11 protein-coding genes and 1 pseudogene are annotated in these 13,015 nt (G+C 63.9%); 8 read left to right on the top strand and 4 right to left on the bottom strand.

Going from position 1 to position 13,015, the window contains the following annotated elements:
- Positions 1 to 23: 23 nt before the first annotated feature.
- Positions 24 to 1,025, bottom strand: coding sequence for a Bug family tripartite tricarboxylate transporter substrate binding protein (locus AC1RWI_RS11260; protein ID WP_492866412.1), 1,002 nt, complete (start codon positions 1,023 to 1,025; stop codon positions 24 to 26).
- 309 nt (positions 1,026 to 1,334) lie between these two features.
- Here AC1RWI_RS11260 and AC1RWI_RS11255 point away from each other — a divergent pair, with 309 nt between their 5' ends.
- The 8 genes and pseudogenes from AC1RWI_RS11255 to AC1RWI_RS11220 all read left to right on the top strand — a co-directional run bounded on the left by AC1RWI_RS11255 (position 1,335) and on the right by AC1RWI_RS11220 (position 8,835).
- On the top strand, positions 1,335 to 1,844 hold the full coding sequence (locus AC1RWI_RS11255) for a hypothetical protein (RefSeq protein ID WP_492866410.1): 510 nt from the start codon (positions 1,335 to 1,337) through the stop codon (positions 1,842 to 1,844).
- 47 nt (positions 1,845 to 1,891) lie between these two features.
- A complete protein-coding gene (locus AC1RWI_RS11250; protein ID WP_492866408.1) occupies positions 1,892 to 2,467 on the top strand; it encodes a DUF2889 domain-containing protein in 576 nt (191 codons plus the stop codon).
- Between the two features lie 80 nt (positions 2,468 to 2,547).
- Positions 2,548 to 3,534: a Bug family tripartite tricarboxylate transporter substrate binding protein gene (locus AC1RWI_RS11245; protein ID WP_492866406.1), complete on the top strand. Its 987-nt coding sequence runs from the start codon at positions 2,548 to 2,550 to the stop codon at positions 3,532 to 3,534.
- A 78-nt stretch (positions 3,535 to 3,612) separates the two neighbouring features.
- Positions 3,613 to 4,779 carry a thiolase family protein gene (locus AC1RWI_RS11240; RefSeq protein ID WP_492866404.1) on the top strand — a complete coding sequence of 389 codons (1,167 nt, stop codon included), beginning with the start codon at positions 3,613 to 3,615 and terminating at the stop codon, positions 4,777 to 4,779.
- Positions 4,780 to 4,783: 4 nt separating this feature from the next.
- The gene (locus AC1RWI_RS11235) at positions 4,784 to 5,182 is read left to right on the top strand and encodes a Zn-ribbon domain-containing OB-fold protein (RefSeq protein ID WP_492866402.1); all 399 of its coding nucleotides are present in this window, start codon (positions 4,784 to 4,786) and stop codon (positions 5,180 to 5,182) included.
- Between the two features lie 54 nt (positions 5,183 to 5,236).
- Positions 5,237 to 7,342, top strand: coding sequence for an acetate--CoA ligase family protein (locus AC1RWI_RS11230; RefSeq protein WP_492866400.1), 2,106 nt, complete (start codon positions 5,237 to 5,239; stop codon positions 7,340 to 7,342).
- Positions 7,343 to 8,039: 697 nt separating this feature from the next.
- A pseudogene (locus tag AC1RWI_RS11225) lies at positions 8,040 to 8,198 on the top strand (tyrosine-type recombinase/integrase); the annotation flags it as partial.
- 52 nt (positions 8,199 to 8,250) lie between these two features.
- Positions 8,251 to 8,835: a DUF1294 domain-containing protein gene (locus AC1RWI_RS11220; RefSeq protein WP_492866398.1), complete on the top strand. Its 585-nt coding sequence runs from the start codon at positions 8,251 to 8,253 to the stop codon at positions 8,833 to 8,835.
- 86 nt (positions 8,836 to 8,921) lie between these two features.
- Here AC1RWI_RS11220 and rpoD read toward each other — a convergent pair whose 3' ends face one another.
- From rpoD to AC1RWI_RS11205, 3 genes are all read right to left on the bottom strand, one after another.
- Positions 8,922 to 10,883, bottom strand: coding sequence for an RNA polymerase sigma factor RpoD (rpoD, locus tag AC1RWI_RS11215; protein ID WP_492866396.1), 1,962 nt, complete (start codon positions 10,881 to 10,883; stop codon positions 8,922 to 8,924).
- Positions 10,884 to 11,249: 366 nt separating this feature from the next.
- Entirely contained in the window at positions 11,250 to 12,575 is a 1,326-nt protein-coding gene (locus AC1RWI_RS11210; RefSeq protein WP_492866394.1) for a type II toxin-antitoxin system HipA family toxin, read from the bottom strand.
- Complete coding sequence (locus AC1RWI_RS11205; RefSeq protein ID WP_043351885.1) at positions 12,565 to 12,900, bottom strand: helix-turn-helix domain-containing protein; 336 nt, start codon at positions 12,898 to 12,900, stop codon at positions 12,565 to 12,567. The genes AC1RWI_RS11210 and AC1RWI_RS11205 overlap by 11 nt, the downstream gene beginning before the upstream one ends.
- Between the last annotated feature and the right edge of the window lie 115 nt (positions 12,901 to 13,015).

The following is a 13,015-nucleotide window of genomic DNA, read 5'->3' as shown; positions in this document are numbered from 1 at the left end:
GGTTCATACTGCCGGCCGCAGACTCAGTCGATGGTGGCGCCGGCATGCTCGATCGTCGCTTTCCACTTGATGCGCTCTTCACGCACAAACTTGCTGAACGGCTCGCCGCCGAGCGGCAGAGGCACGCCGCCCATCTTGTGTATCGCCTCGATAGCGGCCTGGTCCTTGAGCAGACGGCTCACGTCCGACTGCCACTTCGCCACGATCGCGGCACCGGTGCGCGCCGGAAAGAACAGGCCGATCCACGAGGTGGACTCCGCCCCCGGATAGCCGGCCTCGGCAACGGTGGGCACCTGCGGCAGCGTTGGCAGGCGAGTCGGTCCGGTCACCGCCAGTGCGCGCAGCTTGCCGGCCTGGATCTGCGCCAGGGTGGAAACAGGGTAGTCAAAGGTCATGTCGACCTGCCCGGCCAGCAGGTCATTGATTGAAGGCGCGCTGCCCTTGTACGGGACGTGCACGAACTTCACCCCGGCCTGCGCCTGGAACAGTTCGGCGGCCAGGTGGGTGCCGGTGCCATTGCCGGCTGACGAAACCGCCAGCTTGCCCGGGTGCGCCTTGGCGTACGACACCAGGTCCTTGACCGACTGGTACGGCAGCTTGCTGTTCACCACAAAGACGTTCGGGATGGAAACCAGGCCCTGCACCGCAACGAAATCCCTGGCGGGGTCGAAGCGCAACGACTTGTAGAGAAACTGGTTGCTGGCCATGGTGCCCTGCGTGCCCATCAGGATCGTGTAGCCGTCCGGCTCAGCCCGGGCAACCAGGTCGGTGGCCAGGTTGCCACCGGCGCCGGGCCGGTTGTCGACAATTACCCGCACGCCGTAGTCGCTCGTCATCCGGGCGGCGACCAGGCGGCCGAGCTGGTCGGTAATGCCGCCGGGCGGGCCGGGCACCACCAGCGTGACCGGCTTGGCAGGATAGTTGGCCTCAGCCAGTGCCTGCGGCGCCGCGACGGCAAGCCCGATAACGGCGGCACTCCCAAGACTTGCCGAACGGGCAAGCAGATTCCTGAAATGGGGCTTCATTGGCAATGTCTCCTGTGAGTAAAAAGTACCGGAGTCCCGGCATTTCCCGTGTCTTTTCTGATGGTCCGGCTTTTGGCTTTATCTACGATATGCCGTAGACAAATTTGCAACCTCGTAGATTGCACAAAGTCTACGTCATTTCGTATATATTTACTACCAGTCGTATTTTGGGGGCGTGGGGAGCACATCCAGCCGATTGCCACATGGCTGCCGGCCTCGTTTCACTGTTGGCGGGGCATATGGCGCCCGGGAGACCCCGGCGGCTCCGTCCCCCCCCTTCGTTGAGTGGGGCGGTTCCTTCCCGGTCGCGTGAAACTGATCCCGGATTTCGCACGCGAGCCGGTATGGCCTGCGCATAACCACCTTTTAGGCAAGACGATGCTGGCCCAAGAAACACCACAGCCGGAGATCCGCACACATGGCCAGCATGGCCTTGGCAGCGCAGTTGTGTCTGCGCAGGCGATCGCGCCGATGGAACGGCTGATGGACCTCCTGCAGGAAGTCCGGCAGTGCAGCCGCCAACTGCAGCGCTGCGCACGAGAAGCGTCGCGCAGCCTGGGCCAGGCCGCCTACGCGGACACGCTGCATGCGTTGCTGGATAGTCGCATCCGTGGCGGCGACGCGCACATGCGCATTGTCTGTTACGCGTCGGCAGTTGAACTTGGCGTGCCGGTTGAACTGCAGGCAGACCACTGCAGGCAGGCCATGAGCGGCGGCATGGGCTTTGCGCTGCGCGTGCTGTTCTGGGCTGCGCACCGGCGCATGCAGAAGACCAGGCAGCCACATCACCGCGCCCCTTTCACTGAGCCTAAGACCTGACGACAAAGCCGGGCGCCCCGCACCAGCTTCCGGCATGGAAACCACCAATGAATCCAACCACATCCGAGCGCAAGGCCATCCACACGCGACGCGTGACCTGCAACGGCTACGAGCGTAGCGATGGGCTGCTCGATATCGAGGCCGAGATACAGGACATCAGCCCGACGGGCACCGACCTGCTCTTCAAAGTCGTACCAGCGGGCGGCGCGATCCACCATATGCGCATCCTCATGACCGTGGACCGCGACCTGGTCATTCGCGATGTCAAGGCAACCATCGCGGCGGGCCCCACGGAATACTGCACGGCCATCGAGTCCGCCTATGCCGGGCTGAAGGGACTGCAGATCCGCGCGGGCTTTCGCCAGCAGGCAAAGACCATTGTCGGCGGTGTGCGCGGCTGCACGCACCTGACCGAACTGCTAGGGCCGCTGGCCACCACCGCCACGCAAACGACCATGGCCATCGGCCGCAGGGAGCGCGGCGGGCGCTGGCCGGGCGAAGGCACCGGGCACATGCCAAGGCCGGTGCTGATCGGCAGCTGCCATACCTACCGAGAGGATGGCGAAGCGGCAAAGCTGCTGTGGCCGGAGCATAGGCGAGCCCCCGCCGCGGAGGACGCCTGAGACCGGCCCAAAGGCACCTGGGGAGCAACCCGGGGACATTGACAATGTCTGGCAGCAATTGAAATCAAAGGAGGTGACCGATGTATGGATTCCTGGAGTGGACGCGCAAGCCGCTGCGGACTGCGCTCGCCCTATTTGCTGTCATTGGCGTGGCAGTGCCCGCGACCGCGCAGACGTATCCGCAGCGGCCGGTGAAGATCGTCTCGATCACCAGCGCAGGCACCGGCGCGGACGATTACACGCGCCTGCTCGCAAAATACCTGAGCCAGAAACTCGACCAGAGCTTCGTAGTGGAAAACAAGCCCGGCGCCAACATGATCCTGGCCAGCGACTACGTGGCCAAGGCGGCCCCCGATGGCTACACGCTGCTGCTGTCGGCCTCTGGCGCCATGGCGGCCAATCCCTTCCTGTTCAAGCGGCTGCCCTATGACCCGCTGAAGGACTTCGTGCCGATCGCACGCATGTCGGTGATTCCCGTGGCGCTGGTGGTATCCGGCAACTCGCCTTACCACTCCGTGGCCGAACTGGTCGCCGCCGCCAAGGCAAAACCCGGCAGCCTCAATTTCGGCACCTCCAGCACGGGCTACCGCACCATTGTCACGGCCTTCAACGACACGGCGAACATCCAGGCGGTCAGCGTGCCGTACAAGGCCATGAGTACGCTGTTGCCTGACCTCATGACCGGCGTGGTGGACTATGGCGCTGTGGAAGTATCAGCCGCGGTGCCACATGTGCAATCCGGCAAGCTGCGCGCTCTGGCGGTCACCTCGCCTGCGCGGCTGCCACAACTCAAGGATGTCCCGACCATGGCCGAGGCGGGCATGCCCGGCGCCGCCGTCAACAGCTGGACCGGATTGTTCGCCCCGGCGGGCACGCCGCCCGCCATCGTGGAAAAGCTAGCGCAGTTCACGCTGGAATTCGTCAATTCTCCTGAAGCCGTGGCCCATTACGCCACACGCGGCAGCATGCCCTATCCCGCCAGCGGCGCCGAATTGCGCAAGACCATTGTCGCCGACCAGCAAATGTGGAAGCGCCTGATTGCGCTAGCGGGCATCGAGCCGGAATAGTCCGGCGAACCCCACGGATTCTCCGCCCGGGACCTGCGCTGAGTCCCCCCCCAAACTCTGACCCAACAGGAAACAAGCATGAGCATCAAAGGCAAGGCATACATTGTCGGGGCCTATGAGCACCCGACCCGCAAGGCCCCGGACAAAACCGTAGCGCAACTGCACGCGGAAAGCGCCAAGGGCGCGCTGGAAGACGCCGGCCTGACCCTGGCCGACGTCGACGGCTACTTCTGTGCCGGCGACGCGCCCGGCCTGGGTGTGCTGAACATGGTGGACTACCTGGGCCTGAAAGTGCGCCATGTGGATTCGACGGAAACCGGTGGCTCGTCCTACCTGGCGCACGTGTCGCATGCCGCGCAGGCCATCGCCATGGGCAAGTGCAATGTGGCGCTGATCACGCTCGCAGGCCGCCCCCGCTCGGAAGGCTCCAGCGGCACCAAGGCGCGCAACTGGGGGGACAACGTGCCCGACCTGCCCTTCGAGGCGCCCTTCAGCCCGCTCACCGTCAACATGTATGCCATGGTGGCGATGCGCCATATGCACGAGTACGGCACCACGCCCGAGCAACTAGCGTGGATCAAGGTGGCCGCGTCGCACCACGCCCAGCACAACGCCAACGCCATGCTGCGTGACGTGGTGACTGTGGAAGACGTGTTGAACTCACCATTGATCTCTGACCCGCTGCGCAAGCTCGACTGCTGCGTGGTATCCGATGGCGGCGGCGCGCTGATCGTGGCGCGGCCGGAAATCGCCGCAAAGGTGAACCGCCCGAAGATCAAGATCCTTGGCGCAGGCGAGCACGTGAAAGGCCAACTCGGCGGCCAGGTTGACCTGACCTGGTCTGCCGCCAGGGTATCCGGCGCGGCGGCCTTCGCTGAAGCAGGCGTGACCCCGGCGGACATCCGGTACGCCTCGATCTACGACAGCTTCACCATCACCGTGCTGATGCAGCTGGAAGACCTGGGCTTCTGCAAAAAGGGGGAAGGCGGCAAATTCGTGGCCGACGGCAACCTGATTTCTGGGGTTGGCAAGCTGCCTTTCAATACGGACGGCGGCGGCCTGTGCAACAACCACCCGGCCAACCGCGGCGGCATCACCAAGGTGATCGAAGCGGTGCGCCAGCTGCGCGGCGAAGCCCATCCCGCCGTGCAGGTCAAGAACTGCGACCTGGCTCTGGCCCAAGGCACCGGCGGCCTGCTGGGCTCGCGCCATGGCAGCGCCACCCTGATCCTCGAACGGGAGTAACAAGATGAGCACCCCTTACACCCCTACCGTCTTCAAGGCCCCTTCCGAGCAGCCTGACAACGCCGAGTTCTGGGCCGCCGCGCGAGATGGCCGCCTGCTGGTGCGCCACTGCGACAGCTGCGGCAAGCCGCACTGGTATCCGCGCACCCTGTGCCCCTTCTGCATGGGCACGACCCACTGGAAGCAAGTCAGCGGCCGCGGCACGATCTATTCATACAGCGTCACACGCCGCGCCGGCCCCACGCCATTCTGCATGGCCTACGTGACGCTCGACGAAGGCGTAACCATGATGACCAATATCGTCGATTGCGACCTGGACTCGGTGCGCATCGGCCAGAAAGTGCAGTTGCGCTTCTCGCCGTCCGAAGGCGGTGCGCCACTGCCGACCTTCACGCTCGCCTGAGGCGGCAAGCCGATTCGCCCCGCAACCCAACCCATGCCAGCCCGATCCATGAATATGACTGCCCCACTGGAATGCCTGTTGAACCCGCGTTCGGTCGCCATCATCGGCGCGTCGGACGATCCTTCCCGCATCGGTGGACGCCCGATCGCATCCATGCGCAAGCTTGGTTATGCGGGGCGCATCCTGCCGGTCAATCCCAACCGCCGCGAGGTGCAGGGCCTGCAAGCCTACCCCTCGGTCGCGACCCTGCCCGAAGTGCCTGACGTGGCCATCGTCGTCGTGCCTTCCCAACAGGTGCTGGAAGTGATTACCGCCCTGGGGGACAAGGGCGTACCGGCTGCCATCCTGTTCAGCGCCGGCTTTGCCGAAGTGGGCGGCGCCGGCGTCGCCATGCAGGCCGAACTGGTGGCCGCCGCGCGCCGTACCGGCATGCGCTTGCTGGGGCCGAACTCGCTCGGCCTGGTGAACCTGCATACCGGCTTTGTCGGCAGCTTTTCCTCGCTCGCCGGCATCGATGACGTGCGCGCTGGCCGCGTCGGTATTGTCAGCCAGTCGGGCGCCTACGGCAGCCACCTGGTGTCAGCCATGGTCGATGCCGATATTGGCCTGTCCAACATCGTCATGACCGGAAATGAAGCCGACCTGACGCTGGGCGAAATCCTGAAGCTGATGGTGGCGGACCCGAACACCGACGTGATCGCCCTCTATTCCGAGGGCATCAATGACGGTGACGGCCTGGTGGACGCACTGAACGCGGCACGCGCGGCACGTAAGCCGGTGGTGATGATGAAAGTCGGCCGCAGTGAAGTCGGCGGCGCGGCGGCGCGCTCGCATACTGCGTCGATTGCCGGCAACGATGCCGTGGTGGACGCCGTGCTGGAAGAACTCGGCGTGGTGCGCGCCTACACCTCCGAGAGCATGCTGGACGTCGTGCGCCTGGCCACGCGTGGCGTGTTCCCGGCCGACAATACGCTGGGGGTGATCACCGTGAGCGGCGGCGCGGGCGTTATCGTCTCCGACGCAGCCGAAGAGTATGGCCTGCCGATGCCGGAGATGCCTGCCGCCGACCAGGCAAAGATGCTGGAAATGCTGCCGATCTGTGCCCCGCGCAACCCGGTGGATACCACGGCGCAGTTCATCAACGATCCAACGCTGGTGAAGCCGTTCATGGAAATGATGCTCACCAACGGCGGCTACCGCTCCGTGCTGGGCTTCTTCAGCTATGCCGGCACCACCGCGGAAGTGGCACCGGTGCTGCGCGAACAGCTCTCGCGGATGCGCGCCACCTACCCGGACAGGCTTTACGTGCTGGTGCTGCGCGGCCCGCGCGAAGTGCTGCGCAGCTACGAGGCCGAAGGCTTCACCGTATTCGAGGACCCGACCCGTGCCGTAGCTGCGATTGCGGCAATGGGCCGCTTCGGCCGCGCCTACGCGGCAAAGCCGCTAGCTCCCGCGCCGAAGGCGCCAGCTGTCGTGCTGCCCGCACAAACGCCCAGCGAGGCGCAATCCAAGGCACTGCTGGCCGAGGCCGGCATCGCCAGCGCGCCCGAGCGTGCCTGCAGCGCCGTTGAGACCGCCGTGCTGGCCGCGCGGGCGATCGGTTTCCCGGTGGTGTTGAAAATCCTGTCGCCGGATATCCTGCACAAGTCAGAAATCGGCGGCGTGCTGCTCGATGTGCGCGACGAGGCCGCCGTGCGCAGCGGCTTCGAAACCCTGATGGAACGTGCCCGCGAGGCCGCGCCCGAAGCCCGCATCGAAGGCGTGCTGGTGGCCAAACAGCTGAGCGGTGGCGTGGAGTGCATCATGGGCATCAACCGCGACCCCGTGTTTGGGCCCATCGCCATGTTCGGCCTGGGCGGTGTGTTCGTGGAAGTGCTCAAGGACGTGGTCTTCCACCGCTGCCCGTTCGGCGAGGACGTGGCCGAAAAGATGATCCGCTCGATCAAGGGCGCGCCGTTGCTCCTGGGCGCGCGCGGCAGGCCGGTGGCGGACGTTCCGGCACTGGCGCGCACGCTCGCGCGCCTGTCGGCATTCGCAGCCGCGGCCGGCCCGTGCCTGCAGTCGGTGGACGTCAACCCGGTGTTCGCGATGCCTGAAGGCCAGGGGGCCTATGCGGCGGATGCGGTCATCGAGATCAACCAGGACGCGCGACAATCCTGAACCCGACTGCGGAGTCACGAACTGGCTCCGGGTTGCTCGCTTCTCACGCTTGCGGGAGAAGCGAGCAACGCGTTTGCGCTACCCCATACGACACAAACAGGAATAAACCTTCAGGACAAAGTGGTCATCGTCAGCCGTCGCAGACCAAATCGCGGCAGGGATACCGGTTACCCGGTACCCCCCCGGCACAGATCCCGGCGTGCCCAATTCGGGCACCGGGCTCCTACCTTGGGTGCTTGACGACAAAGCGCTGTTCGGGCCTTGGATGAAGGATTCTTCGAGTGCGGCTATTCCCAGCGAGCGCTGCTTTCCGTCCGGCTCTGGGTTGTACTGCGTCCAAACGGGTAGTGCCCGATACGCGCCGCCTATGACTTGCGAGTGCAGACGCTGGAGATGCTCTTCCAGTTCCGCCTCGCAGTGCCGCCACGTCGGGCCATCCACTCCCGGAGTCATGTTTCGCTTGCGCGCACAAAGCGAATCCCGAAGCCGGCCGACCGTGGCGTGACGCATCAGCGCGGTGAACTTCTCCTTTTTCCGCTGCGTTGCAGCTTGCCGTACACGTCCCAGTCCCTGTGATACGCTTTCCCGGTTCTGCTCCCGGCACGTACTTGACTGCCCCGTGTTCCCCTTGGTCCCCGCCCGTCGCTCCACCCACTTCGCAGCCGATCTCCCGGCGTTGTTCACAGGCTTCCTCGCCATTACGGTTCGGCAGGTCGACCTGCGCTTCGTGCGGGACAATTTCGGGCATGCGTCCATCGCCACAACCAGCGCATACCTGCATACGGAAGACGATGCGCGGCACCAGGCCACGCAGAAGCGCCACCGGCTGGGCTGGGGCACTAAGCAGGATCGATGACCATGCACATCAAGGGGGAGCTAGAATGCGTATCGCCGATGGACAAGCAAAAATGAAAAAAGCGGGCCGCATCAAATCCTGGCATGCCGACAAGGGCTACGGGTTCATCGACATCCATGCGGACCTGAAAGACATCTTCTTTCACATCACCGCGTTGCAGCACCGTGCCGTCCAGCCCAAGGCTGGCGACCGCGTGACGTTTGAACTGGGCAAGGACAAGGACGGCCGCATGCGAGCCACCAGCGTCTCGATACTGGGCGCGCCGAAGGGGCGAAGCCAGGCGAGCCGGCCAAACCTGTTGCCTGCCTTCCTGGCGGCAACGGCGCTGATGGCCATTGCGGGCGGCGCCCTTGGCGGGTACATGCCACGATATGCCGGCCTCGTCAGCCTTGTGATGAGTGCCGTTGCGTTCCTTGCCTACGCGCTCGACAAGGACAGCGCCAAACGCGATGCCTGGCGCACGCCCGAGGCCAGGCTGCACTTGCTGGCGCTGTGCGGTGGCTGGCCGGGCGCGCTTGCCGCGCAGCACCTGCTGCGCCACAAGAATCGGAAGCAAGAGTTCCAACTGGTTTTCTGGGGCACCGTTGCCTTGAACCTTGGCGCCCTCGTCATGTGGAAGACGTACGTGCCTGGCTGAAATAACAAAGGGGGTTACGGCTTTCAACTTTGCCGTAACCCCCTTCGACCAGCCTTCGCCCGGCAGGCGCCGGGGCAGAACCTTGATCAGCCTTCCTTCAGGAACGCCTTCAGATGGTCCGCGCGGCTGGGATGGCGCATCTTCTTCATCGCCTTGCTTTCGATCTGGCGAATCCGTTCGCGGGTCACATCGAACTGCTTGCCGACTTCTTCCAGCGTGTAGTCGGTCGACATGTCGATGCCAAAACGCATGCGCAGCACCTTGGCCTCGCGCGGCGTCAGATCGTCGAGCATTTCGCGCACGGTGGCGCGCAGGCTAGCATGCAACGCGGCTTCGGCGGGGGACGCGGTGTCCGAGTCGGCAATCATGTCGCCCAGGCTCGTGTCGCCGTCTTCGCCAACCGGCGTTTCCATCGAAACCGGCTCCTTCGCGATCTTCATGATCGAGCGGACCTTCTCTTCGGGCATCTCCATGCGCTCGGCCAGGGCAGCGGGATCCGCCGCCTTGCCGGTGCGCTGCATGATTTCGCGCGAGATCCGGTTGAGCTTGTTGATCGTCTCGATCATGTGCACCGGCACCCGGATGGTCCGGGCCTGGTCGGCGATCGCGCGCGTCACGGCCTGGCGAACCCACCAGGTTGCATAGGTGGAGAATTTCCAGCCGCGACGGTACTCGAACTTGTCGACCGCCTTCATCAAGCCAATGTTGCCTTCCTGAATCAGGTCCAGGAACTGCATGCCGCGGTTCACGTACTTCTTGGCGATCGAGATGACCAGGCGCAGGTTGGCCTGCGTCATCTCGTGCTTGGCCTGGCGCATCTGCCGCTCGGCTGCCAGCATCTGGCGATTCACCTGCTTCAGTTCCGACAGCGGCAGCACCACGCGTGCGTGGATGTCGATCAGCTTTTGCTGATGCGCTTCGAGGTCCGGCAAGCTGCGGGAAACGGAATCACTGTACGAACGCGACTCGCCGGCGATCGCGCGGCCCCAGGCGAGATTGGTCTCGTTGCCCGGAAAGCGTTCGATGAACTCCTCACGTGGCATGCCGCAACGCTCGACCATCAGTTGCAGGATCTGGCGCTCGACCACGCGTACTTCTTCCACCACCGTCTGCACATCGGCGCACAGGCGCTCAATGGTCTTCGCGGTAAAGCGGATCGACTTGAGCTCCTCCCGAACCGCGAGCTGTGCCACGAGGAAGCCTTCCGACTCCACGCCGTGCGCGGTGTAGGCCTTGCGCATGGCTTCGAAATGATTGGCGACGCGCGCGAAGCGGGTCAGGCAATCGTCACGCAGCTTGGCCAGGCTGGCGGTTTCGTTGGCTTGCGCGGCCGCACCTTCGTCGACGGGCTCGTCCGAGGTACTTTCATCCTCTGCGACGACTTCGTCGCGGCTGGTGTCTTCCTCGGCTTCGGCGACGTCGCCTTCCCCTTCGATCAGGCCGTCGACGAGCTCATCGATACGCGTTTCGTCGCGGGCGACCCGCTCCGACAGCTCAAGAATCGTCGCAATGGTGGACGGGCAGGCAGCGATGGCGTGCACCATGCGGTTCAGGCCGTCCTCGATCCGCTTGGCGATCTCGACTTCCTGCTTGCGGGTCAGCAGCGTTGCCGAGCTCATTTCCCGCATGTACATCCGCACCGGATCGGTGGTGCGGCCGAATTCGGAGTCGACCGTCGAGAGCGCGACTTCCGCCTCTTCATCGGCCTGGTCGTCAGACGCGGCGACCGCGCTGTCGCGCAGCAGCAGCGCTTCGGCATCCGGCGTCTGCTCATAGATCGTCACGCCCATTTCGGCGAACGTGCTGACGATGCTTTCCATCGCCGCTGTGTCCGTGAAATTGCCCTGCAAATGGTCGCTGATATCCGCGTGCGTCAGGTAGCCTCGCTCCCTGCCCAGCTGGATCAGCGCGCGCAGCTGCTGGCTGCGTTCCGTTGCTTCGGTTGCGGGATCAGCTTGAGTCGTGGACGCCGCACCCCTGCCGACAGGCTTTTTGCCGGTCAATGCTGTCTTTGTTTCTGCCACCGTCCGTTGTGCGCCACTCGCCATTAACTGCTGCTCCCTTGCTGAATTACTGCTTAACTGTTGCTGTTGCCCGTACGAGGGTACACCCAACGCACCTCCGGCTGTCAAAGCCGCCACAGGATGGGTACCTGTCGAGAGATGCATGGCTGACGCCACCACTACCGGGTTCTTCCAGTATGGTGGTCCGCGCTCGTTTAGGCCAAAGGGCGATATTCTACATTCGTTGGTGCGACGCAGCACGTGATAAAAGTTTTTTACCGCATCGCCGAGGCCCTTCAGCCCCTCTTAAATTTGCGTTGCCACGTCACTCCATGCTAGGCAATAGCCCTATTTTCACGCACAAAGCGGGCGAATTACCCGCGATATGTGACACAAAGATTACATACAACCTCATCGGGCCTTGTGACCGAAAGCACCGTCAGGATTTACATACAGATTTGTTTTTTTCTTGCCAGCCAGGCTACCGGGCCCAGAAAGGCCGGCTTCTTCTCTTAACGGGGTGGGTGTCGATTTCCCCGGCCGTGCATCCGGCTTGATGTCCTCCAGCCCTTGCGCCCATGCCGCCAGCATCCGCTTGGCGATTTCCCTGAATTCCGGGTAGCGGCCAGCGCACTCAGCCACCATCGGCAGCACGGCTCGAACCGCCTCGGTCACCTGCGCCACGCACGCCGCCATGTCGGTGCGGGACAGCGACAACCGGGCACCGCCGTATTGGGTCAACCACTGCCCGGATGCCCAGGCCCGCTTGCCGGCCAATGGCAGGCCCGGAATATCTGCCTGGTACTCGGGGTAGGCCGTCACCGTGACTATGTCGTAAACCGGCGCCAGCCGCACGTCCTCTGCAGAGGTATAGACCACTGCGAAGTTTTTCAAGTGCGCGTCTGCATTGCGCAGCGCATAGTTCACGAGCAACAGCGTAAACAGCCGCCTCGCGCTCTCCTTGCGATGCGGGGCACTGACGTAAATCGACGACAGTTTTGCCAGGTCCTCAAGACTGCCTTTGTACTTGTTAACGGGATCCAGCCCCTTGAGTGCGCAGAAATCTTCGACCGCCAGGCGGCCCCCGTTGGCCAGCCGGTCGAAACGCCGGATGGCCAGCACCTCCCCATCCTCCGAGAGTTGTGTCTCGGGGACCTCCAGGCCCGCATGCCGCGCGACCTCCAGGCACAGGAACTCATTGACGGACAGGCCGGGCAAGTCGGCCGGACCGGTTTTCAGGATGAACTCGTCGGTCCAGACCGTGGCTTTGTCCTCTGGCCTGGCAAGCATCTTCGGCATGACGCCAGAGACACCTTCGGTAATGCCGGCTTCCAGCTGCCGCAACAGGTTGTCCCGCGAGCCTGTTGCGGCCAGCAGGCTCGCCATGTCCAGGCTGGAGGCGGGGGCGTCCGCCGATACGCCACGGGGCACCACCCTGACCCTGCCGATTCCGTTCGCGCCGGTCAGTGCCAGCAGGCCCTGGTCGCTCACGTCGGCATGGGCGCCAAGCTTTCGGCGCACCAGGTCTTTCTTGTACCCCTCGGGCAGGTTCATCTGAAAAAAAGGCAGCAATCCGGCAGCCCATTTATATGACGCTGCCCGCGCCGGGAGCAGGAGTGAGACGAGGTTGTGCGCCTGAACGTCTGGCAGGTAGGTGAAAACGCTCGCGCGCGCCTCTTCGACCAGCGTGCCCACTGGCGTTGCATTCACGTAGACGTCCAGTACCTTAGCGCTCATCCGTCCTCCCCATGGCTGCCTGGGGCTTGTTGTGGGCATGCCTGACCCGCCGGCGGAGCTCTCCCGCAGCGGCATTGCCTGTTTCGGACTCTGCCAGCACGTCGTCAAGGGTCCTTCGGTGGCCGGCAGGCCGTGCGAACAGCTCAAGCCCGACGGTTTCAAACAGGCTCAGCAGCTTCACGGCGCCCAACTCCGGCAAGCCGCCGGTCTCGAACCGGCTGATCCGCGCACGCGGCACCCCGCTGGAGTCCGCGACTTCCTGCTGGGTTTTGTTGGCAAGAAGCCTGGCGTGCTTGAAGGCCTCCCCCAGTTCGGCGAGATTCATATGCCACCTATAAAACATTAAGCCTTGAAATGCATTTAATGTACTGTATATGAAACAGAAGGCGGCATCAAGATAACGTGACACAAGTAGAACAATAATGGCCAATATCCTAGCA

The sequence above is a fragment of the Cupriavidus sp. MPR-AND1C genome, from assembly GCF_058809705.1.
Note: the sequence above shows the minus strand (reverse complement) of the source record. Positions and strands in the feature narration are given on the sequence as shown.

What these genes read in the sequence shown, in the direction of transcription:
- AC1RWI_RS11245 (WP_492866406.1), top strand. Translation starts at nt 2,548, where the DNA reads ATGTATGGATTCCTGGAGTGGACGCGCAAGCCGCTGCGGACTGCGCTC.
- AC1RWI_RS11260 (WP_492866412.1), bottom strand. Translation starts at nt 1,025, where the DNA reads ATGAAGCCCCATTTCAGGAATCTGCTTGCCCGTTCGGCAAGTCTTGGG.
- AC1RWI_RS11250 (WP_492866408.1), top strand. Translation starts at nt 1,892, where the DNA reads ATGAATCCAACCACATCCGAGCGCAAGGCCATCCACACGCGACGCGTG.
- AC1RWI_RS11235 (WP_492866402.1), top strand. Translation starts at nt 4,784, where the DNA reads ATGAGCACCCCTTACACCCCTACCGTCTTCAAGGCCCCTTCCGAGCAG.
- AC1RWI_RS11220 (WP_492866398.1), top strand. Translation starts at nt 8,251, where the DNA reads ATGAAAAAAGCGGGCCGCATCAAATCCTGGCATGCCGACAAGGGCTAC.
- AC1RWI_RS11240 (WP_492866404.1), top strand. Translation starts at nt 3,613, where the DNA reads ATGAGCATCAAAGGCAAGGCATACATTGTCGGGGCCTATGAGCACCCG.
- AC1RWI_RS11210 (WP_492866394.1), bottom strand. Translation starts at nt 12,575, where the DNA reads ATGAGCGCTAAGGTACTGGACGTCTACGTGAATGCAACGCCAGTGGGC.
- rpoD (WP_492866396.1), bottom strand. Translation starts at nt 10,883, where the DNA reads ATGGCGAGTGGCGCACAACGGACGGTGGCAGAAACAAAGACAGCATTG.
- AC1RWI_RS11230 (WP_492866400.1), top strand. Translation starts at nt 5,237, where the DNA reads ATGACTGCCCCACTGGAATGCCTGTTGAACCCGCGTTCGGTCGCCATC.
- AC1RWI_RS11205 (WP_043351885.1), bottom strand. Translation starts at nt 12,900, where the DNA reads ATGAATCTCGCCGAACTGGGGGAGGCCTTCAAGCACGCCAGGCTTCTT.